Origin of the sequence: Paenarthrobacter sp. MSM-2-10-13 (assembly GCF_011605365.1) — a bacterium.
Classification (GTDB): Bacteria; Actinomycetota; Actinomycetes; order Actinomycetales; family Micrococcaceae; genus Arthrobacter.
The window spans coordinates 370,207-390,818 of sequence record NZ_JAAOXO010000003.1; the positions used below are offsets into that span (position 1 = coordinate 370,207).

Sequence of the window (20,612 nt, forward strand, 5' to 3'; positions counted from 1 at the left end):
ACCCGCAGAATGACGCGGTTTTTGGGCCGCCCGCCCACTATCCAAGAGCAGTCACGACGCAAGTTTCAGGTTTCCCGAGACCTTTTTCCCGCCGTCGGAAATCAACTGGTAGCCCTCGCGATTGACGAAGAACGCCACGCCCCCGGAGATATTTCCGCAAGCAACGCCGCCGTTGTATGCCGAACACCGCAGACCGTTGCGCTCAATGTTCTGCCCCTCCCCCAGCTCCCGGAGCTTGGAGATGGGACCTTCCCGGCTGCCCTTCGGACCGAACTCCGACTCCATTTGTGTTACGCCGGAACGACATGAGCCGTACACCGCCTTCTCCGGAGTCAGGAGCACCGTCCCGCCCAGGTATCCGAGGCCGATTCCCGCACAATCGTCAGCGACGTCATCGGGCTCCGGTGCGGCATACTTGGCCAGTTCACAGTGGACCACGGGAACAACGGCGAACTTGTTGTTGGCAGCATCCGAGTAAGAGTTGGCCTCATACGGGAGATTGAGGTGCCCACCCCGTGAGGACGTCATGGCGCAGACAATGTTCTTGTCAGCCGTGACAAAAGCAGTGACATCCTCGCCCGCGGACAAGGTGGTCTGCTCAGTGACGGGAACCTGCTGGAGCTGTTCAAGCGGCGGCAACGGGGCCGGCGGCACATAGTCAGGATCTTTGGTGGCGAAAGAGCATCCCGCCGCCAGCACCATGATCAAGGCGGCCAGGATCGGCCAAACAGTCCGTCGCATGCCCCTCATTATGCCGTGCGATTTCACGCATCCAACTTGGTCAGGGGCGCATACCGCAAGAGAAGTCGCTTTTCGCCGACGTCGAACTTCACCTTCGCCACCGTCTTGTCCCCCGAACCCTCGATGCCCAAGACCACTCCGTTGCCGAAGCTTGTGTGGTTGACCTTGTCCCCCGCCACCACGGAAATAACTTCCTTTTGCGGCTGGACCCTGTTGCGTACGACGGCGGCCGGGACGTCGGCGTCGAACCCTGCGGTTGGGCTGGCGGCAGCACCGCGGGATGTGCCCGCACCCCAGAACGAACCACCGTAGCGGTTGGACCCGATGGGGGCGCTCCCCCAGCCACCTGCGGCCTGGCGACTCATTCCTTCGCGCTTCCACTCCACAAGTTCGGAGGGAATCTCTTCCAGGAACTGGCTGGCGGGGTTGTACTGGCTCTGGCCCCACATGCTGCGAACCTCAGAGCGCGTGACATAAAGGCGCTTGCGGGCACGGGTCAGGCCCACGTAGGCCAGGCGGCGTTCTTCCGCGAGTTCTTTGGGGTCCGTTGCCGAGCGTTGGTGCGGGAAGATTCCGTGCTCCATGCCGGTGAGGAAGACCACCGGGAACTCCAGGCCCTTGGCTGTGTGCAGGGTCATGAGCGTGACAACGCCCATCCTCTTGGCCTCAGCCACCGCGGCATCAATGTCCGCACCAGGGGCATCGGGAATCTGGTCGGCGTCTGCCACCAGGGAGACCTGCTCCAGGAACTCGCCGAGGGACCCGTCCGGATTATCGCGCTCGTACTCCCGGACCACGGCCACCAGTTCCGCGAGATTCTCCACGCGGGATTCGTCCTGGGGGTCGTTGCTGGCGCGCAGGCCCGCCAGGTAACCGGTCTGTTCAAGGACGGCTTCGAGGGCAGCAGCGGCACCGGAGCCGGACGCCACCTCGGCGAGGTCATCCAGCAGCTTCACAAAGCCCAGGACGGCGTTGACCGAGCGGGTTGCCATTCCGGGAGCTTGGTCGGCGCGGCGTGCAGCGGCCATGAATGACGTGCGTTCCCGCTCCGCCAAAGCCGCAACTGCACCCTCGGCGCGATCACCGATCCCGCGCTTGGGTTCGTTCAATACGCGGCGGAGGTTGACGTCGTCGTCCGGGTTCACCAGGACGCGCAAGTACGCCAGGGCATCCTTGATTTCCTTGCGCTCATAGAACCGAGTACCGCCCACCACTTTGTAGGGCAAGCCCACACGGACCAGCACATCCTCAATGGAGCGTGACTGCGCGTTGGTGCGGTAAAAGATAGCGACGTCGCCGGGACGCAAGCCGTCCTCGTCCTGCAGGCGGTCGATTTCCTTGGCAATGAACTGGGCTTCGTCGTGCTCGTTCTCCCCCACGTAGCCAACGATTTTCTCGCCGTCTCCCTCCGCTGTCCACAAACGCTTTTCCTGGCGGTTCGGGTTACGGGAAATCACCGAGTTGGCGGCGCTGAGGATGTTCTGTGTGGAGCGGTAGTTCTGCTCAAGTTTGATGGTGCGGGCGTTCGGATAGTCGGCCTCGAACTCCACGATGTTGCGGATGTCCGCGCCGCGGAAGGCATAAATGGACTGATCGGAATCGCCCACCACAGTCAGTTCGCTGGGCGCAACGTCCGTATCCGTTCCCAAACCCACGATTTCCCTGACCAGTGCGTACTGGGCGTGGTTGGTGTCCTGGTACTCGTCAACCAACACGTGCCGGAAACGGCGCCGGTAGGATTCCGCGAGCGCCGGAAAGGCCCTGAACATGTACACGGTTTCGGCGATGAGGTCATCGAAGTCCATGGCGTTGGCTTGCCGGAGACGCTGCGTGTAGCCCTTGAAGACCTCTGCAACGGCGCTTTCAAAGGGGTCGTTATGGTTTGCCGAGGACACGTAGGAGTCGGCATCGATGAGCTCGTTCTTGAGCGCGGAAATCTTGTGTTGGATGGCCTTTGGCGCAAACTTCTTGGGATCGAGGTCCAGGTTCTTGGCCACCAGGGTGATCAGGCGCAATGAATCAGCGGAGTCGTAAATGGAGAAGTTGGAATTCAGGCCCACGTTGGCCGCTTCCCGGCGCAGGATACGTACGCAGGACGAGTGGAAGGTGGAGATCCACATGCCCTTGGCCCGGGGTCCCACCAGGGCTTCGATGCGTTCCCGCATTTCGGCCGCCGCTTTGTTAGTGAAGGTGATGGCCAGGATTTCGCCGTGATGGGCACGCTTGGTGGCAATGAGGTAGGCGATCCTGTTACTGAGCACACGGGTCTTGCCGGAGCCCGCGCCTGCAACGATCAGCAGGGGGCTTCCGGCGTGTTTCACAGCTTCTTCCTGCTGTGGATTCAGTCCCTGGAGCAGGGCATCGGCAGTGGGTAAGCCGTGGGTTCCGCGGTGGTCCCACCCTCCCGGTGCACCCTGGCCCGGAAGGTCTTTTGACTCGCCGGCGCCTTCCTGAAGGCGGGGCCCGGAGGAGCCACCGCCGGAGGGGGAAAGCTCCGGGGCAGCCTTGAGTGCGGCTTTGGTGCCTGCTTTGAAGGGTCCGTCTGCGTAGGGGTCAAACAACATATCCATGGTGCCTACCAGTCTAGGCGGTGCCTCTGACACTCTACGTCGCGCCGGATCCGGTGTGCTGGTGCCCTCCGAAACGCCCTACGCAAATTGGGGAACAGAGGTGAGGGCAGCGCTCAACTCACGGACCGCCGTCGGGCCTCCTGCCACGAACCAGTTCAGTCCGTTGACCTGCACGACGGCGGTGTCCCCGCCGGCCGCGCGGACGATCGCTTTGCCGGGAAGCCAGTCCCATTCCGGGCAACTGTGCTGGAACCAGCAACCGAGCTCCCCGTCAGCAACCCTGCCGAGGTCGCAGGAACCTGAGCCGAACATGCGCAGTGATGCCGCGGAAACTGCAGCCGCGTGCCACGGCATTGCTGCGCGGGGGTCCGCCAGCCAGGTGGGATGGATGTAGGTGGCGGCGGAGATTTGGCTCACGGGGAGGTCACCGAAACCGGAAATCGGCTCGTCGTTCAGCGTGGAAGGGCGATCCGGGCCGCCAAGCCAGAGCTTGTCCAGTTCGGGCTGATAGATGGCCCCCAGCAGCACCTCGGGATCGGCAACCGGGTGACCGCCGTGGTCTGCATCATCGCGCTTAAGGGCGATGGCCGAGCACCAGTACGTGGAGCCGTGCAGGAAATTGTAGGTGCCGTCCACGGGGTCGATCACCCAGGTCCGGCCGCTCGTGCCGGCAACGGAGGCCCCCTCCTCGCCCAGAATGCCATCCTGGGGACGGCAGCGCCGCAACTGTTCCAGGACGTAAGCCTCAGCTGCGTGATCGGCCGCAGTTACGACGTCGGACACTGAGGTCTTGCGTTCACCCTGTAGCCCGCCCATCCGCATGAGCAGCGCCAGCTGGCCTGCTTCGCGAACCAGGGCGCTGGCCAGTTGGTAGTCATCCAGTGATGGATCGAGTTCAGTTGCTGTGTGCCTGCCAGTGGTCATGGATCCAGCTTATGTGGCGGGATAATGAATGACATGGCCAAGACACCCGCCCAGCGCATCAAGAAGCACGGAGCAAAGGCAGTGGTCCCCGACCACTCGCTGCCTCCCGTGATCAACAACACCACGCAGCGCACCCCGCAAAAGGCGCAGAGCAACTCCAAGCTCATTGTGATCGCGGGCGTGGTGGCCAGCCTGTTCCTGTTCTGGTACCTGCACCTGCTCACCTTGAACCAGATGACGCAGCTCTCCGGCGGCCTGGCCATGCCTGATTCGCTGATCGGTGGATTCTCGCAGGACTACATCGTCCAGCTCCGGGAGGCCATGGACGAGTCAGCCCGAGGCCAGCTCAACTACGTCCACAAGACCGCCGGCACTCTGTTTCCGCTGATCTTCGGCTTCAGCTGGCTCCTGTTGATTGGCACCAATGTGGCGCGAAAGTCATGGCGTTGGGCCCTGTGGGCTGCTCCCCTGCTGTTCGCGGTGGCTCACCTGTGGTCCAACGTCGCCATCGACTCGGTGCTCGCTGCCGAAGCGCCCGACGCCGGTTCGGTGGCGTTGGCGTCAGCAGTCACGGTTGCGTCCTGGGTACTGTTCCTTCTCAGCCTGGTGTGCGGCGTGGTAGCCGTGTTCCTTGGACGAAAGAGTGCGAAGCCCGCCTGACCACTCGTCCGCGGCGGCGCACCCGTTTCCGCTCAGCGCACCCGGCCCCGGCCCCGGCCCCGGCCAACAAGACTCAGCGCGCACCCGCCCCTGCCCGCGCCAGTTTCCGTTCCGTGTGCGTACGCTGGGCAATTACCAGGCCCGCAGCTGCCAGGCCAATGGTCACCGGGTAGCCCATGAACCTCTCCAGCAATCCCGGCTGCGGCACGTCCATTCCCGTGATTGCGCCGATCACGAGTGCCCCAATGCACGTCAGCCCGCACGCAGCGAGGAACCAACTGATCGGGGTTTGCCGGAACCACAGGACTCCCAACAGCAGGAGGGCAAAGCCGCCGGCGATGAAGTACATCAAAGCGCCGGCGAAATGCCAGGGAGAGCCCAAGTCCTCCGGAACCAGACCCACAATTACCGTTCCTACCCCCGCAACAGCGGTGAGAATCCGGATAGCAACGGCCAAGATCCAGGGCACGGTCAGGACGCGTGCAGGAAGGGAACCCTCCGAAACAGCCCGGAATCGCCGGGCTTGCACGCCGGGCCGCGCAGCCACGCTCAAGAGCCCGGCTGTCAGGAACAGCGAGCCAAGGACCAACGCCAAGCCCTGAACCACGAACGAGGCATTCATCAGCAGATGCAGCGGCGAGCACACGGCCCTGTCCTCATAAATGCCGCAAGAGACTGCCCCGAGGTCGCTGATGAATCCCGTGGCCCTGCTGTACGGCTCCGGGCCTGCCCAGGCATCGATCACAGCGGCTTCAGCCACGAAGTACTGGACCACACTCAGTTGCGCCCACCCTCCGATGTTCGCCCTCATGCTGCGGGTATTCGGACGGAAGGATCCAGCTGTTGCCGGTGCAGTGACGTGCCCTTTCATGAACGTCAGCCTAGCGGTGTTCGGGCAGCGCCCCGGCAGCTTGTATGCTTGTAGTCGTGTCCGGGCCCTTGAGCTCCAGCAGTGGGATTCAGAGTCATGGACGCACAGGCCCTCGTAGCTCAGTGGATAGAGCACGGCTCTCCTAAAGCCGGTGTCGTTGGTTCGATTCCAATCGAGGGCACTTGAACCACCAGCAGCCCACCCAGGACTTGCAGGCCTACCTGGCCGGCAGCTGGCGCGTGGAGCGGACCCTCCTGGACCGGACGTCCGGCACCAACGGAACCTTTTCCGGCGTCGTGCGCTACGTGAAGAACCCCGACGGCGGCCTGGACTACCGCGAAGACGGAACCATGCACTGGCCTACTCATTCAGGCCCGGCATTCCGTGAGTATCTCCTGAAACCCGGAGCCAGCCTGGATTCGATGGACGTGTTCTTCCCCGACGGCCGCCCGTTCCATGTGATGAGTTTCGCCGAAGAAGGCAACCAGGACAAGCACTGGTGCGACCCCGACGATTACCGTGTTAATTACTTCCGTGAGGGCCCGGACTCGTTCAGTTTCACGTGGGATGTCCGCGGGCCAGCCAAGGATCTGTTGCTTGAATCGCACTTGGTCCGGATCGACGCCGGGAGGCAACCATGAGTGGAACCGGCACGGACCTGATCATTGTGAGCGCGGTGTGCGTTTACAACCAGGAAGGTCATTTGTTGACCGTCCGCAAGCGTGGCACGGACAAGTTCATGCATCCCGGCGGCAAACCCGAGCCAGGGGAAACCGCTGCTGAGGCTGCCTCCCGGGAGCTCTTGGAGGAAGTCGGCATCGAGGTTCCGCCGGGCGTCCTCGAGCCGCTCGGGGTGTGGTTGGCGGAGGCAGCCAACGAGGCCGCGACCAATATCGAGGCAACGGTCTTCACGGCCCCCGGAACGTGGGACGCGCATCCTTCAGCGGAAATCGCGGAGATCCGCTGGCTGGACCTGGACGCGCCGCTGCCCACCGACCTGGCACCGCTGCTGACGGACCACGTCATCCCGCTGCTGACCCCGCCCACGTAGGGGCAGCGTTTACAGCTCCGGGACCGCTTCCTGCGCCACAGCGGTGGCCTCAGCGAACTGGGTTTGGTAGAGCTCCGCGTAGCGTCCATCCGCAGCAAGCAGCTCAGTGTGCGTGCCACGCTCCACGATCCTGCCGTCCTCAACCACCAGGATGGCGTCCGCGGCACGGATGGTGGACAAGCGGTGCGCAATCACGACGGCGGTGCGCCCCTCGAGTGCCTCGCCCAAGGCCGCCTGGACGGCGGCTTCATTGGTGGAGTCCAAGGCTGCCGTGGCTTCGTCGAGGATCACAACACGGGGCTGCTTGATGAGCAACCGTGCAATGGTGAGCCGTTGGCGTTCACCACCGGAGAGACGGTAGCCGCGCTCCCCCACCACTGTTTCCAAGCCATCGGGCAGGGACCGGATCATGGGCTCCAGGCGTGCCCGCCGGAGCACATCCCACATGTCGTCCTCGGTGGCATCCGGCCGGGCGAGGCGCAGGTTGGAGGCGATGGTTTCGTGGAAGAGGTGGCCGTCCTGGGTGACCATGCCCATGGTGTCGCGCAGGGAGTCGAAACTGAGGTCGCGAATGTCCACGCCTGTTCCAGGTGCCTGCCCCCCGAGGCGCACGGCGCCGGAATCGACGTCGTACAGGCGCGAGAGCAGCTGCGCCACCGTGGACTTGCCGGCACCTGAGGAACCCACCAAGGCAACAGTCTGGCCAGGTTCAACCCTGAAACTGACCCCGTGCAAGACTTCCTCCCCGCCCCGGGTATCCAAGGTGGCCACGTCCTCAAGGGAAGCCAGCGACACCTTTTCGGCCGAGGGGTAGGAGAAACGGACGTCATCGAATTCCACGGCAACGGGGCCTGCGGGCACGGAAACAGCGTCCGGTTTCTGGGTGATCAGCGGCTTTAGGTCCAGAATTTCGAACACCCGCTCGAAGCTGACCAAAGCACTCATGATTTCCACGCGGGCGTTGGAGAGCGCCGTCAGCGGAGCGTAGAGCCTTGTCAGAAGAAGCGCTAGCACTACAACATCGCCGGGTGCGAGCTGCCCGCCGATTGCCAGCCAACCGCCCAAACCGTAGACCAAGGCGAGCGCCAGGGCAGAGACCAGCGTCAGGGCCGTCACGAAGGTGAACTGCAGCATGGCAGTCCGGACGCCAATATCCCGGACCCTGCCGGCACGCTCGGCGAACTCCCGGGATTCTTCATCCGGGCGGCCGAACAACTTCACCAGGGTGGCTCCCGGGGCGGAGAACCGCTCCGTCATCTGGGTTCCCATGGCGGCGTTGTGCGCGGCAGCTTCGCGGCGGAGGTCCGCCAGTTTGGAACCCATTCGCCTTGCTGGGATCAGGAAGATCGGCAGCAGCACCATGGCCAGCACAGTCACCAGCCAGGAGGTGTTCAGCATGACCACCAGCGTGAGGACCAGGGCCACCACATTGCTGACCACACCTGACAAGGTGCCGGCGAAGGCGGACTGCGCCCCGATGACGTCGTTGTTCAAGCGGCTGACCAAGGCGCCGGTTCGGGTTCGGGTGAAGAACGCGATGGGCATGCGCTGCACGTGATCGAACACGCGCGTGCGGAGGTCCACAATGACGCCCTCGCCGATGATCGATGACAACCACCGGGTCACCAGGCCCACACCGGCCTCGCCCACCGCAACGATCGCAATGAGGACGGCCAACCAGATCACCGTTCCAACGCCTGCGTTGGCAATGATGGAATCAACCACCTGACCGGCCAGCACAGGAGTGGCCACAGCGAGGAAAGCACCCGCGATCGAAGCGATCACAAAGGCAATGAGCTTGCCTTTATGCGGCGCAGCAAAAGCCATGACCCGTTTCAGGGTTTCCTTGGAGAACGGCTTGGAACCGCTCTTGGCAGTGGTGATGTTGTACAGCGAGCTCCAGGCCACGCGGTCCATGCTCATGGGTTACTTCTCCTGGCTTGGGGTGTGATGAAGCTCTTGCACTTGGCCGTTTTCCAGGTGCCAGCGCGAATCGAGCCGAACGTTTTCCAATAAACGGCGATCATGGGTGACCAACAGGAGTGCGCCCTCGTAGCTTTCCAGGGCCTCCTCCAATTGCTCAATGGCCGGAAGATCCAAATGGTTGGTGGGCTCGTCCAGCACCAGCAGGTTCACGCCGCGGGCCTGCAGCAACGCAAGCGCAGCACGGGTTCGCTCCCCCGGGGACAATGAATCCACGGTCCGGGACGTGTGGTCGGCTTTGAGGCCGAATTTGGCCAACAGGGTGCGGACATCTGCACTGTTCCAGTCCACCAGCACAGCTTCAACGGCGTCGCCAAGGTGCCGCCCGCCGTCGAGCAGTCCGCGCGCCTGGTCGATTTCGCCAATGGCCACGGAGGCACCCATGGAGGCCTCGCCGTCGTCCGGTTCCTGGGTCCCCAGCAGCAGGCGCAACAGCGTTGACTTGCCGGCACCGTTCGGTCCGGTGATGCCGATCCGCTCGCCGCCGTTGAGTTGCAGGTTCACCGGACCCAGCGTGAAGTCGCCTTGGCGCGCTACGACGTTGCGCAAGGTGGCGACGACGGCACTTGAGCGGGGTGCCTGGCCGATGCTGAACTGCAGCTGCCACTCTTTGCGAGGTTCTTCCACCTCGGTGAGCCGGGCGATGCGGGACTCCATCTGGCGGACTTTCTGTGCCTGTTTCTCGGACGATTCACTGCTCGCTGCGCGCCGGATCTTGTCATTGTCCGGGTTCTTCTTCATCGCGTTCCGGACGCCTTGGGAGCTCCACTCGCGCTGGGTGCGTGCCCGGGAGACGAGGTCGGCCTTGGTGTTGGCGAACTCTTCGTACCGTTCCCGGGCGTGGCGCTTGGCCACGGCGCGTTCTTCGAGGAACGCTTCATAACCGCCGTCGTAGACGGCTACGGAGTTCTGGGCGAGGTCCAGCTCCACCACGGTGGTGACGCAGCGGGCCAGAAATTCGCGGTCGTGCGACACCAGGATGACACCACCCCGAAGGCCTTGGACGAAGGCCTCCAGCCGGGCGAGTCCGTCAAGGTCAAGATCGTTGGTGGGTTCGTCCAAAAGGACGACGTCGAAGCGGCTAAGCAGCAGAGCGGCCAAAGCCACGCGTGCAGCCTGCCCGCCGGAAAGCCCCGTCATCAGGGCATCGGCGCCGAGGTCCAGGCCGAGGTCCGCCAGCACGGCCGGGATCCGGTCCTCCAAGTCGGCAGCACCGGAAGCCATCCACCGATCGAAGGCCAACGAGTACGCGTCGTCAGCTCCGGGAGCTCCCGAGCCAAGGGCTTCGGCTGTGGATTCCATCTCGGTTGTCGCCTGGGCACAGCCGGTTCGCCTGGCAATGTAGGCGGCGATTGTTTCGCCGCCGGTGCGCTCATGTTCCTGCGGCAACCAGCCCACAAAAGCATCCGAGGGCGCAAGGCTGACGGTCCCAGCCTGCGGCTGGTCCACTCCTGCCAGGATGCGAAGCAGCGTGGATTTACCAGCACCATTAGCTCCCACCACGCCCACAACATCGCCCGGCGCAACGGTCAGGGAGAGGTCCGCGAAAAGTGTGCGGTGGCCATGACCACCGGCAAGATCCTTGGCCACCAAAGTTGCAGTCATTGTCTATCCTCCAGCAAGGGAACGCAGAAATTCAGGCCGCGATTCCCGCGGGCATGGAAAAACCCGCTGGTCCGGACTTGGGGGGTGTACGGACCAGCGGGTTCAATCATCAAGCATAATTCAATGTGGCGTCGGCGTAAAATCGTTTCGTACTCCCACTTAGGTCTCATCGTGTCTTTGCCTTCGCGGCCCATCCAGGAAAGTTCTCCATGCCCTTACAGTCCAAGGCGTTCCAGCGCTGGCTTCATGGTGTTGCACCCGATGCCAGCACCGCTGACGTCTGCAGGATCGCGGGCATCAAGCGGACAACGTTGGCCCAACAGCTGGTCCGCGGCAAGGTTGCCGAATCCACCTTGGTGAGTATCAGCCGCGGCTTCAACATCAATCCGGTACAGGCCCTGTCCACTTTTGACCTTTACGCCGATCTTCGGGGCGATCCCATTCCCCCCACGCCCTGCGAGCTCGTCAGCCAGGTGGCCACTATCGACCTGCTGCGAGCAGTAGTTGACCGCAGCGAACCCGGCTCCGCCCCCGCCCCGCGCCTCTCGGAACCACCCCACCCCACCTCCGTGCGGAACTGGGTGGACGCGATCGACGACGGCGAGTTGCGGCACCGGGTCAGCGACACCACTGGGATTGCGCCGCAGAACTTCTCCGCCCACCTGACCGCCAACAGGCTCCCGCCCGAATTGGCGATCGCCACCTCACGCGCCGCCGGGGTGGGACCTGCGGGCGGGCTGGTGGCTGGTGGGCTGATTACGGAGGCCGAAGCAGGATGGCCGCCCAATTCCCGGCAGGAAGCGCTGGATAAGTTGTCACAGGGCAGACTGGTGACGTTGGCCGGCGAACGTCTTTTGGCGCTCGGCAAAACACTGCGCCGGCAGGAACAAGACCAGGAACGAACTGAACGAATTTGGGAGAACCTCGGATGACGGCTGTCCTGCCCTGGGTCACGCTGGTGGTGTGCCTGGCGATAACCCTGGCCCGGGTTCCCAGCGCGTTACGGGGTGAAAACCGCGAGGTTTTCTACATTTTTGCACTGATCTCTTTGAGCATCTTCATCAGCATCGAGGCCCCCTACCTGGTCGTTGACGGGTGGTTGGGCGGGATGAACATCTGCAATCTTGTCCTCCGTTTCCTGCTGTACGGAACCTTCTACTTCATGGGCATCAAGATCGCCACGGCTTTCGGCTCACCCGCTGCCGTGAAAGCGATCCGAGGACCCCTCGGCATCACCGCCGCCATCCTTATAGGTGTTTTGACCATCTACTTCTTCCTCATCACGGATACAGCGGGATCATCGGCCGGTATGAGCGCCCTGCGCTGGGGGCCCTCATTGGAGGCTTACGCCTTCATGGGACGTCTCTACCCCGGCTTTGTTGCCGCCTGCCTGGTCCCCGCCATCTGGCGCACCGTAGTCAGCACGGCCCCAGTCCTGCTGCGGATCGCCTCGGCGGTGCTGCTGCTCGGCCTGTCGCTTCTCCTGCTGTCCCAGCTGTTCCCGCTGATACCGTTCTCCGAGGCGTGGTTGCGGGTTCTTATCAACTACTCAGCGGCCACTTTCACGGCCATTGGGCTTGCCGGTATTTGGGTCTCCAAGGCATTCGCCCGCCGGAAGACGCGACTTTCGGCGTAAGACTTTCACAAAACCATTAGATCGTGGCACAATCATGAATGTGTGAACGCGGCTTGCAGCCTGACACCGGAATCAGAGAACGGGTTTCCGGTGGATGTGGCGCCCACGTGATCACAATTGGGGGGATGAGTGGTGGCGGGCTGTTGGGGACCGCCCCCACTCAGCCTTTTTAACGCGCTTTTGCACGCCGCCGCCACCCCCGCCCCGGGCGGTGACTAAGATGGCTCCATGAACAGCCTTCGTACCCGCCGCTCTGTCCTCGCAGCAACCGTGGCCGCGGCCGCCCTTGCACTTTCCGCGTGCGGCGGAGGGTCCGCGCCCGCCCAGTCCGGTGGCGATACCTCCCTTTCCGACGTCAAATCCAAGGGCGAACTCGTCATCGCCACCGAAGGTACGTACCGTCCCTTCAGCTTCCACGCTGACGGCGCAGGCGAGCTCACAGGTTTTGATGTGGAGATCGCCCAGGCGGTGGCCGGGAAACTCGGGGTGAAGGCCACCTTCCAGGAGACCCAGTTTGACGGCATCTTTGCAGGTTTGGAGTCAAAGCGCTTTGACACCATCGCCAACCAGATCTCCATCAATGACGAACGCAAGGCCAAGTACGATTTCTCCACCCCGTACACCATCTCCACCGGTGTTGTGGTCACGAAGTCGGACAACAACAGCATCAGCAGCTTTGCGGACCTCAAGGGCAAGACCACCGCGCAGTCACTGACCAGCAACTTCTACAAAATGGCCGTTGAAGCCGGTGCCAACGTCCAGGCAGTGGAAGGCTGGGCACAGTCCGCCACGCTGGTGCAGCAGGGACGCGTGGATGCCACTGTGAACGACAAGCTCACCTACTTGGACTACGCCAAGAACACGCCCGACTCCGGCCTGAAGGTGGCGGCAGAGGCCCCGGAGAAGACCGAGAGCGCCATGGTGTTCCGCAAGGGCTCCACGGAGCTCACTGCAGCTGTGGACAAGGCACTGGCCGATCTCCAGGCTGATGGCACGCTGGCTAAGATCTCGGAGAAGTACTTCGGCGCGGACGTCACCAAATAGATGAACTGGGACCTCATCTGGAGTTCCTTCGGTCCGCTGATTACCGGCGCGGTCACGGGGACCATTCCCCTCACGTTGGCCTCCTTCGCCATCGGCCTCGTCCTCGCGCTGGTGGTTGCCCTGCTTCGGTTGAGCCCCAACATTGTCCTGTCGGGCATCGGCCGTTTCTACGTCTCGGTCATCCGCGGCACCCCGTTGCTGGTGCAACTCTTTGTGATCTTCTACGGGCTCCCCAGCATCGGAGTGAAGCTTGACCCCTGGCCCAGCGCCATCATCGCCTTCTCACTGAATGTGGGCGGGTACGCCGCGGAGATCATCCGTGCGGCCATCCTGTCCGTGCCTAAGGGCCAATGGGAAGCCGGCCACACCATCGGCATGTCCCGGCCGCAGGCACTGGTGCGGATCATCCTTCCCCAAGCGGCACGGGTGTCCGTTCCACCGTTGTCCAACACCTTCATTTCACTGGTGAAGGACACCTCCCTCGCCTCACTCATCCTGGTCACCGAACTGTTCCGCAACGCCCAGCAAATCGCTGCGTTCAGCCAGGAGTTCATGGCCCTTTACCTCCAGGCTGCCCTGGTTTACTGGGTCATTTGCCTGGTCCTTTCCACGGCCCAATCCGCGGTGGAAAAGAGATTGGACCGCTATGTCGCCCACTAACGAATCCCTACAGCAGCCGCCCGTCGCCTCAGTCCTGAAGGCGCGGAGCCTGGCCAAGGCCTTCGGAAGCAACGTCGTTTTGCGAGACATCGACATCGACATCCGGCGCGGTCAGGTGGTGGCATTGATCGGGCCATCGGGCTCGGGCAAGACCACGGTCCTGCGTTCCCTCAACGGCTTGGAAATTCCCGACGCCGGAACGGTCACCTTTGGAAGCGGCGATGCCTCAGCAGAGCTCGCCATAGACTTCGGCGCCAAGGTCGGGAAGAAAGAGGTGGCTGCCCTCCGGGACCGCAGTGCCATGGTCTTCCAGCATTACAACCTGTTCCCTCACATGACCGTGCTGAAGAACATCATTGAAGGCCCCGTCCAGGTACAAAAACGGCCGCGCGCTGAGGCCATTGCCGACGCCGAACGCCTTCTGGAGCGCGTTGGCCTGGCCGATAAACGCGACGCCTACCCCTTTGAACTCTCCGGCGGCCAGCAGCAGCGCGTGGGGATCGTCCGGGCGTTGGCCCTCAAGCCCCAGCTGCTCCTCTTCGATGAGCCCACCTCGGCGCTGGACCCCGAGCTCGTGGGGGACGTGCTGGGCGTCATCAAAGAACTCGCCGAAGAGGGCTGGACCATGGTGATCGTTACCCATGAGTTGGCCTTTGCCCAGCATGTGGCGGATGAGGTAATTTTCATGGACGGCGGCGTCGTGGTGGAACGCGGGCCGGCAGCTGAGGTGTTGCGGGAACCGCGGCAGGAGCGGACCAAGCTCTTCGTGAAGCGGCTCCAGCACGACGTCTAGGTTGTTAGCCAGGATTTGTCAGGTTTCGCAGGATCCAAGCAGTTCGCAAATATGGGGGATAAATCCTTGGAAGAGACAGCCAGCGCGCCCGGCAGGGGTAGCTCCAAACGCACGGCAATCATTGCTGTTCTCCTCGTCGCGGCGTTGGTGGCCGTCGGGATTGGCACGTGGTTTGCCCTTTCCCGTCCGGCCGGAACAGACCGCGCAGACGTGCTCCGTTTGGACAAGCACCGCGTCATTGTGGACAACTCCATGAATCTGTACGATCCCCTCGTCCAACAGTTCTCCGGACGGTACTCGAACGCCATCTCCGAAAAAGCAGGACAGCCTGAAGAGGAGAAAGTCCTTAGCCTGGACCGTGAACGAATAGTACGCGAGTCCGCGGCAAACCGTGACCGGCTGGAGCAAATGTCAGAATCGCCAGCCCTGAAGGATCAAAAAGTCGCCGAATCCTTCAACCGCTTCAAGGATCAGTACACTGCGGTGATCGCGTACAACGATCAATTGCTGATCAACACCGCCAACATTTACCGGTCTGTAGGCGGTCCCTGCGCGGCCCTGCATTCATCGCTGAACGTGGCCAGCGAGTCCTACTCCGAGGACTACGTCAAGAGTGCAGATGAGTGCCTGGCAGCCCTTGGCACAGCCAAGGACGGCGCCGACGCCGAGACTACTACCCTGCTCACGGAGGTGGAGTCCGTCATCCGTGGACAGCGGGACAAGCAACAGGAAGTGCTCAACAGCAAGGACCCCTTGGAGCGCCTCGCCAAGAGCACCGTTGCCGCCGTTGCACTATTGGATATCAATGAGGCATTCGGCAAGGCGCAGGCAACTTATGAAACTGCCAGCAAAGACAAATACACAAAAATCATTGAAAATGCCAACAGCTCAAACACCGAATTGGAAGGCGTCCTTAAGAAGAGCCTTGAGCAATTCGATGCCGCGTCCGGTGAGGGGAAATAGCCATGACCATTGAGCCTGTTCGCAAGAAGCGCCACCCGGTCCTGATTGCCCTCACCCTCGCCGTCGTGCTGGCCTTGATTGCCTCGGCTGTGGTGATTTCCGTGAGCACCATGACCGCTCAGCAGCGCAGGGAAAGCCTGGTCCTCCTCAAGGATGAGCGCCTGACGGCACTCGATGAGGCCAGAGGCAAGATCCAGCCCGCCGTGAACACCTACCTGGCCGCGTACAAGAAGGCCCGCAATGCCCCCGCGTCACGTGAGGAAGCTGAGAAAGGCTCCGCCAAGGAACGGGACGACTTCCAGCAGGCCATCAACTCCGCCCGCACGGCCTTGAACGAAGTGCAGACCAGCGACACCGCCGGCGCAGAAGACAAAACGGTCTCCGGCGCAGTAGCTATGCTGGGCGATTCCTACCAGGCCTACCTCGACTCCATGGAAGGACTGGTGGAGTCCTACCCTCTGTTCGAAGGCCTCTTCAGGCAGGACGCCGGGTGCAGCGGACTCTTTGTGGGCTCCAAAGCAGCCAACCTCCGGGAACGCCAAACACTCCTGGCACAGGCAGCAGTCCAGTGCCGCGAAGCCGTAAACCAACTCAAACAATCGAAGAACGTGTCCTACGTAGAGTTTGCCCGCACACTGGACAACCAGATTGCCCAGTTGGAAACACATGCTGAAACAACGGCAAAGTCCGAGGAAAACTACAACGAATTTGTCCGGCTCAAGGACGAGTACGTCAAGAAGATCGATGACGCCACCGCCCGGAATGCCCCCGACGCGGAATACGCTACGATTGCCGACGAACTCAAAGCCCTCAACACCCGGATAAAAAACAACAGGTCGGAGTTCGACTTTGCAGCCAAGCGCTACGTCAACGGCGTGAGGGACATGCCCACCTTGGTTGAAAATGTGTTCACAAAAGACGTCGCAGACCAGATCAAACACCACGACGCCGTGATCCCCATCCGGGTGCAAGTGCTCAACGATGCCCTCGACGCGGAGCTGGCGGAGTAACCCAACAAACGCGGTAACTCCGCCAGCCACCTCAGCGAACGAGCCTGATCGTAACCAGCTGGAAGGGCCGGAGTACCAGTTTGACCACGGGGCCCTCCTCCACGGTCACGCCGGAGGTTTCGGTGGTGCGCTCCAGCAGGTCTGTGGCCATCGCATCCGAGCTCTCAAAGTTGGCCCTCAAGGTTCCCGTTGAACGCTCCCCCAACGATTCATAGAGCCGGACAATAACGTCACCCGAGCCATCCTCGGCCAGCTTCACCGCTTCCACCACAATGGCAGGGTTGGACACTGAAAGCAGGGGTTCCACCGATTGTCCGCCTGTGACGAACCTCGGCTTCAGGTTGGTGCGGTAGCCCTCTTCCACGGCATCAGCGATCGCAGCACCGGGCCTGATGGACAACTCGAGCGTGTGTTCGCCCCGATCTGCTTCCGGGTCCGGGAAACGCGCCGAACGCAACAGCGAGGTGCGGACCGTCGTCGTGGTTCCGCCATCGGGACGGACCGCCCGGGTGACGTCGTGCCCGTAGCTGGAGGAGTTGCTCACTGCAACGCCGTAGCCGGGCTCGGCGACGTGGATCCAGCGGTGGGCGCAGATCTCGAACTTGGCAGCTTCCCAGGAAGTGTTGGTGTGCGTCGGGCGGAAGACATGGCCGAATTGGGTCTCCGACGCTGAACGGTCCGCCCTGACGTCCAGCGGGAACGCGATTTTGAGCATCTTTTCGCGTTCCTGCCAGTCCACCGTGGTGCTGATACCCAGCGACGCCGCACCGGCGTCGAGAGTCAGGCGTTGCGTGATGGTGGAGGCACCCACCGTGCGTTTGACCACCACGACGACGGGCTCCGCCGAACGCTCAACGTCGATCGCATCCGCGTGGGTCAACGGGGTGACGTTTCGGCGGTAGAACTCCTCGATGTCCCAGGCATCCCACTCGTTCGGGGTATCGCGGAACAGCTCCAGCAGGTTACCGGTGTGCCCGGGGGCGATGGCGTCCCTCCCGCTCGCGTGGTCCACCAGCGATGTCAGGAGTCCGTCACGGTTCAGGACGGCCCGGATGATGCCGTTGTCCAGGACGTAGGCGTCGTCGAGCTCCTCCACCTGGACGCCGGACTCCGGTGCCGTGGCCTCGGCCGCCCCCAGTGCCGGGACGCCGTTGCGCTGATGCGGAGCGGCGTTCAGCAGGAACTGCTGATCACCCTCCCCCACCAAGGCCTGGGCGGCGTGGCTGATGATGCCCTCAAGGTCCCGGGCTATGGCTTCATAGTTCCGTTCAGCGTCCTGGTGGACCCAGGCGATGGAGCTGCCGGGCAGGATGTCGTGAAATTGCTGGAGGAGGACCAGCCGCCAGAGTCGCTTGAGTTCGTCGGCGGGATAGGCGTAGGCCCCGCCCAGGCGGACGGCGGCCGTGGCGCACCAGAGCTCCGCTTCGCGAAGGAGATGTTCGCTCCGACGGTTGCCAAGCTTGGTCTTTGCCTGGCTGGTGTACGTTCCACGGTGCATCTCCAGGTACATTTCACCCACCCAAACCGGCAGATTGGTGTACTCGGCCTCAGCTCGGATGAAGAAGTCCCGGGCTGCGCCCATCCGGACCTTCGGGGAGCCTTCCAAATCCGCCGTACGATGCGCAGCGGCGACCATCTCGCGCGTAGGTCCACCACCGCCGTCGCCATAGCCGAACGGCACCAGTGACATGGTTCCGCGGCCGTGATCACGGTAATTGCGCTCCGCGTGGGCCAGTTCGCGTCCGTGCAGCTCAGCGTTGTACGTATCCACCGGCGGGAAGTGGGTAAACAGCCGGGTGCCGTCGATGCCTTCCCAGGCAAAGGTGTGGTGAGGCATCCTGTTGACTTTGTTCCAGGAAATCTTCTGGGTGAGGAACCACCGCGAGCCGGCTTCCTTGACGATCTGCGGGATGGCGCCGGAGTAACCGAAGGAATCGGGCAGCCAGGCTTCCTGGCACTCGACGTCGAACTCGTTGAGGAAGAAGCTCTTCCCTTCCACGAACTGGCGGGCCATGGCCTCGCCGCCTGGCATGTTGGTATCCGATTCCACCCACATGCCACCGACTGGAACGAACTGGCCGCCTTTTACCTTTTCCCTGATGCGCACAAAGAGCTCTGGGAAGAACTCCTTCATCCACGCCATTTGCTGGGCCGAAGAACAAGAGAACACGAAGTCGGGGTCCTCATCCATCAACGCCACCACGTTGGAGAAAGTGCGGGCACACTTACGGATGGTTTCGCGGACGGGCCACAGCCAGGCGGAGTCGATGTGCGCGTGGCCGGTAGCCAACAGTTCATGGGCCGAGGCATATGCGGGACGGCTAAGGACCTCGGCCAGCTCAGCACGGCCTGCGGCGGCGGTTCCGGCGACGTCGTCCGGGTCCATGACGTCCATCATGCGTTCAAGGGCGCGCAGGATCTCATGGCGACGCGGCATTTCCATGGGAAGTTCGTGCATCAGACCGCTGAGCGTCCAGACGTCCTGGTTGAGTTCCCACACGGTTTCGTTCAGTTCAGCGATGGCGATGCGGCCAAACCGGTACCGGGGCTCATCACCGGAGGTGGCTTTATCCCCCAGCAGGGTGGGGGCGAACGACCAACCCTGGGCGACGTCTGGATTGGCTGCGGCCTCCACGTAGAAATCCACGGATTGACCTCCACCCAGGAGCTTGAGCGGCACATGGTAATTCCGTGGCGAAATTGCTTTGATGATGCTTCCATCAGCGCGCCACGCCGTGCCTTCACACTGGAACCCGGGGACATCGCTGTTGAATCCAAGATCAACAATGATCTCCACCGTTGTGGACTCAGCCATGCCCCAGTCCTGCGGTACCTCACCCTGCAGGCGCAGCCATTTGGTGCTCCACGCCTTACCCCATGCAACGCCAGGTTCCTGCGGTGCATAGACCTGGCGCAGCGCCTCGGCGGCCGGCACTGGCTCGCCAGGCGCATCCCAGCTGCTCAGCTGAAGCGGGATCGCCCTGCCATAAATGGCCGGAAGAATGCGTTCCCGAACAAATCGATCGAGACGCTGTTCAGTGATCCGGCGGTCGTCGTGCAATGAGTTCCCCTTTGGGCGTTCGCTGGGTAGTTAGCTTGGTTACCGCGACCCGGTAGTGCTGGGTGCGGACGGCGAATGTGGCATCGCCACGCTTCCAATCGATGGATAAAATCTACTTTGTTCCAGCTTAATAGCCAAGTGACTGTGGGCTATCACCAACGGACAACGGGTCCGCATCCGGGGCTTCGGCAACCACTCTGTCCCGTCCGGCGTACACATTGAGGCTGAGCCCACGGCTGAAGCCGGCCAGCGTGATTCCCGTTTCCTCCGCCAGTTCCGCCGCGAGGCTGGACGGTGCGCTCACGGCGGCCAGCACAGGGATACCGGCCATGGCAGCTTTTTGGACGAGTTCGAACGAAGCCCTGCCGGACACCTGAAGCACCGTCCCTTTCAGCGGGAGCATACCGGCGCGCAAAGCCCAGCCCACCACCTTGTCCACGGCGTTGTGCCTGCCTACGTCCTCGCGGAGGCACAGCAACTCGGTGGTGCCGTCGTCGTGGATCCTGAAAAGTCCCGCGGCGTGAACGCCACCGGTCTTATCAAAAACAGCCTGTGCCTCGCGGAGGCGGTCCGGGAGGGCAGCCAAGGCCCGGACCGGGACCGTCACATTATCCTCGCGCGGGCTGTGGTGCGAAGACTTGCGGACGGCCTCGATGGAATCCGTACCGCAGATTCCGCACGAGCTGGAGGTGTACACATTGCGGCCGGTGTCGGGCCGTTCCACGTCCGGTCTGAGCTGGGCATCCACCACGTTGAAGGTCTGCACACCGTTTTCGTCCTCCCCGGAGCAGAAGCGCTCCGAGATCAACTGTCCGGGCTCCCAGATGATCCCTTCGGACACCAGGAACCCCGCGACGAGATCGAAGTCGTCTCCGGGGGTTCGCATGGTCACGGAAAAGGACATCTCGCCCAAGCGGATCTCCAGCGGCTCCTCAACGGCCAGGACGTCTTCCTTGAACCGGACGGGATGCTCCAATGCCTGGGGCGAGCCGTCCAGGACAAATTTGTGCACCTTGCGGCGCTGGGTTACACGTCCCATA

Annotated in this window: 18 protein-coding genes and 1 tRNA gene; 11 read left to right on the forward strand and 8 right to left on the reverse strand. The window is 62.6% G+C overall.

Features of this window, described 5'->3' with window-relative positions:
* Positions 1–51: 51 nt before the first annotated feature.
* The 3 genes from HAV21_RS10000 to HAV21_RS10010 form a co-directional block, all read right to left on the reverse strand.
* Positions 52–750 carry a hypothetical protein gene (locus tag HAV21_RS10000; protein ID WP_166841575.1) on the reverse strand — a complete coding sequence of 233 codons (699 nt, stop codon included), beginning with the start codon at positions 748–750 and terminating at the stop codon, positions 52–54.
* A 14-nt stretch (positions 751–764) separates the two neighbouring features.
* Complete coding sequence (pcrA, locus tag HAV21_RS10005; protein ID WP_166841576.1) at positions 765–3,311, reverse strand: DNA helicase PcrA; 2,547 nt, start codon at positions 3,309–3,311, stop codon at positions 765–767.
* A 78-nt stretch (positions 3,312–3,389) separates the two neighbouring features.
* Positions 3,390–4,235: an inositol monophosphatase family protein gene (locus HAV21_RS10010; RefSeq protein WP_166841577.1), complete on the reverse strand. Its 846-nt coding sequence runs from the start codon at positions 4,233–4,235 to the stop codon at positions 3,390–3,392.
* 33 nt (positions 4,236–4,268) lie between these two features.
* Here HAV21_RS10010 and HAV21_RS10015 point away from each other — a divergent pair, with 33 nt between their 5' ends.
* Complete coding sequence (locus HAV21_RS10015; protein WP_166841578.1) at positions 4,269–4,895, forward strand: hypothetical protein; 627 nt, start codon at positions 4,269–4,271, stop codon at positions 4,893–4,895.
* Positions 4,896–4,968: 73 nt separating this feature from the next.
* On the opposite strand, the gene HAV21_RS10020 is transcribed toward HAV21_RS10015, so the two are convergent.
* Complete coding sequence (locus HAV21_RS10020) at positions 4,969–5,706, reverse strand: hypothetical protein (RefSeq protein WP_208096535.1); 738 nt, start codon at positions 5,704–5,706, stop codon at positions 4,969–4,971.
* A gap of 168 nt (positions 5,707–5,874) precedes the next feature.
* Here HAV21_RS10020 and HAV21_RS10025 point away from each other — a divergent pair.
* The 3 genes from HAV21_RS10025 (at position 5,875) to HAV21_RS10035 (ending at position 6,817) form a co-directional block, all read left to right on the forward strand.
* Positions 5,875–5,947: transfer RNA gene (locus tag HAV21_RS10025), tRNA-Arg, on the forward strand.
* 1 nt (position 5,948) lies between these two features.
* Entirely contained in the window at positions 5,949–6,407 is a 459-nt protein-coding gene (locus tag HAV21_RS10030) for a DUF6314 family protein (protein ID WP_166841580.1), read from the forward strand.
* Entirely contained in the window at positions 6,404–6,817 is a 414-nt protein-coding gene (locus tag HAV21_RS10035; protein WP_166841581.1) for an NUDIX domain-containing protein, read from the forward strand. Before HAV21_RS10030 ends, HAV21_RS10035 begins: the two co-directional genes overlap by 4 nt.
* 9 nt (positions 6,818–6,826) lie before the next feature.
* Here the strand turns inward: HAV21_RS10035 and HAV21_RS10040 are convergent, their stop codons facing one another.
* Positions 6,827–8,740, reverse strand: a complete 1,914-nt coding sequence (locus HAV21_RS10040) for an ABC transporter ATP-binding protein (protein ID WP_166841582.1) — start codon at positions 8,738–8,740, stop codon at positions 6,827–6,829.
* 3 nt (positions 8,741–8,743) lie between these two features.
* Entirely contained in the window at positions 8,744–10,405 is a 1,662-nt protein-coding gene (locus tag HAV21_RS10045) for an ABC-F family ATP-binding cassette domain-containing protein (protein WP_166841583.1), read from the reverse strand.
* 209 nt (positions 10,406–10,614) lie between these two features.
* Here HAV21_RS10045 and HAV21_RS10050 point away from each other — a divergent pair, with 209 nt between their 5' ends.
* From HAV21_RS10050 to HAV21_RS10080, 7 genes are all read left to right on the forward strand, one after another.
* A complete protein-coding gene (locus tag HAV21_RS10050; protein WP_166841584.1) occupies positions 10,615–11,337 on the forward strand; it encodes a hypothetical protein in 723 nt (240 codons plus the stop codon).
* Positions 11,334–12,041 carry a hypothetical protein gene (locus tag HAV21_RS10055; protein WP_166841585.1) on the forward strand — a complete coding sequence of 236 codons (708 nt, stop codon included), beginning with the start codon at positions 11,334–11,336 and terminating at the stop codon, positions 12,039–12,041. Before HAV21_RS10050 ends, HAV21_RS10055 begins: the two co-directional genes overlap by 4 nt.
* A 228-nt stretch (positions 12,042–12,269) precedes the next feature.
* On the forward strand, positions 12,270–13,085 hold the full coding sequence (locus HAV21_RS10060) for an amino acid ABC transporter substrate-binding protein (protein ID WP_166841586.1): 816 nt from the start codon (positions 12,270–12,272) through the stop codon (positions 13,083–13,085).
* A complete protein-coding gene (locus tag HAV21_RS10065) occupies positions 13,086–13,745 on the forward strand; it encodes an amino acid ABC transporter permease (RefSeq protein ID WP_166841587.1) in 660 nt (219 codons plus the stop codon).
* The gene (locus HAV21_RS10070; RefSeq protein WP_142940075.1) at positions 13,732–14,538 is read left to right on the forward strand and encodes an amino acid ABC transporter ATP-binding protein; all 807 of its coding nucleotides are present in this window, start codon (positions 13,732–13,734) and stop codon (positions 14,536–14,538) included. Before HAV21_RS10065 ends, HAV21_RS10070 begins: the two co-directional genes overlap by 14 nt.
* 51 nt (positions 14,539–14,589) lie before the next feature.
* A complete protein-coding gene (locus HAV21_RS10075) occupies positions 14,590–15,501 on the forward strand; it encodes a hypothetical protein (RefSeq protein ID WP_166841588.1) in 912 nt (303 codons plus the stop codon).
* A 2-nt stretch (positions 15,502–15,503) separates the two neighbouring features.
* The gene (locus HAV21_RS10080) at positions 15,504–16,511 is read left to right on the forward strand and encodes a hypothetical protein (RefSeq protein WP_166841589.1); all 1,008 of its coding nucleotides are present in this window, start codon (positions 15,504–15,506) and stop codon (positions 16,509–16,511) included.
* A 31-nt stretch (positions 16,512–16,542) separates the two neighbouring features.
* Here HAV21_RS10080 and HAV21_RS10085 read toward each other — a convergent pair whose 3' ends face one another.
* Together HAV21_RS10085 and fdhD are read right to left on the reverse strand one after the other, a co-directional pair.
* On the reverse strand, positions 16,543–19,572 hold the full coding sequence (locus HAV21_RS10085) for a glycoside hydrolase family 38 C-terminal domain-containing protein (RefSeq protein WP_166841590.1): 3,030 nt from the start codon (positions 19,570–19,572) through the stop codon (positions 16,543–16,545).
* Between the two features lie 127 nt (positions 19,573–19,699).
* Positions 19,700–20,611: a formate dehydrogenase accessory sulfurtransferase FdhD gene (gene fdhD / locus HAV21_RS10090; protein ID WP_166841591.1), complete on the reverse strand. Its 912-nt coding sequence runs from the start codon at positions 20,609–20,611 to the stop codon at positions 19,700–19,702.
* Between the last annotated feature and the right edge of the window lies 1 nt (position 20,612).

Bases quoted from the DNA above. Each gene is read 5' to 3' on its own strand.
- HAV21_RS10000 (WP_166841575.1), bottom strand. From the start codon at position 750: ATGAGGGGCATGCGACGGACTGTTTGGCCGATCCTGGCCGCCTTGATC.
- pcrA (WP_166841576.1), bottom strand. From the start codon at position 3,311: ATGGATATGTTGTTTGACCCCTACGCAGACGGACCCTTCAAAGCAGGC.
- HAV21_RS10010 (WP_166841577.1), bottom strand. From the start codon at position 4,235: ATGACCACTGGCAGGCACACAGCAACTGAACTCGATCCATCACTGGAT.
- HAV21_RS10015 (WP_166841578.1), top strand. From the start codon at position 4,269: ATGGCCAAGACACCCGCCCAGCGCATCAAGAAGCACGGAGCAAAGGCA.
- HAV21_RS10020 (WP_208096535.1), bottom strand. From the start codon at position 5,706: ATGAGGGCGAACATCGGAGGGTGGGCGCAACTGAGTGTGGTCCAGTAC.
- HAV21_RS10035 (WP_166841581.1), top strand. From the start codon at position 6,404: ATGAGTGGAACCGGCACGGACCTGATCATTGTGAGCGCGGTGTGCGTT.
- HAV21_RS10040 (WP_166841582.1), bottom strand. From the start codon at position 8,740: ATGAGCATGGACCGCGTGGCCTGGAGCTCGCTGTACAACATCACCACT.
- HAV21_RS10045 (WP_166841583.1), bottom strand. From the start codon at position 10,405: ATGACTGCAACTTTGGTGGCCAAGGATCTTGCCGGTGGTCATGGCCAC.
- HAV21_RS10050 (WP_166841584.1), top strand. From the start codon at position 10,615: ATGCCCTTACAGTCCAAGGCGTTCCAGCGCTGGCTTCATGGTGTTGCA.
- HAV21_RS10055 (WP_166841585.1), top strand. From the start codon at position 11,334: ATGACGGCTGTCCTGCCCTGGGTCACGCTGGTGGTGTGCCTGGCGATA.
- HAV21_RS10060 (WP_166841586.1), top strand. From the start codon at position 12,270: ATGAACAGCCTTCGTACCCGCCGCTCTGTCCTCGCAGCAACCGTGGCC.
- HAV21_RS10065 (WP_166841587.1), top strand. From the start codon at position 13,086: ATGAACTGGGACCTCATCTGGAGTTCCTTCGGTCCGCTGATTACCGGC.
- HAV21_RS10070 (WP_142940075.1), top strand. From the start codon at position 13,732: ATGTCGCCCACTAACGAATCCCTACAGCAGCCGCCCGTCGCCTCAGTC.
- HAV21_RS10075 (WP_166841588.1), top strand. From the start codon at position 14,590: ATGGGGGATAAATCCTTGGAAGAGACAGCCAGCGCGCCCGGCAGGGGT.
- HAV21_RS10080 (WP_166841589.1), top strand. From the start codon at position 15,504: ATGACCATTGAGCCTGTTCGCAAGAAGCGCCACCCGGTCCTGATTGCC.
- fdhD (WP_166841591.1), bottom strand. From the start codon at position 20,611: ATGGGACGTGTAACCCAGCGCCGCAAGGTGCACAAATTTGTCCTGGAC.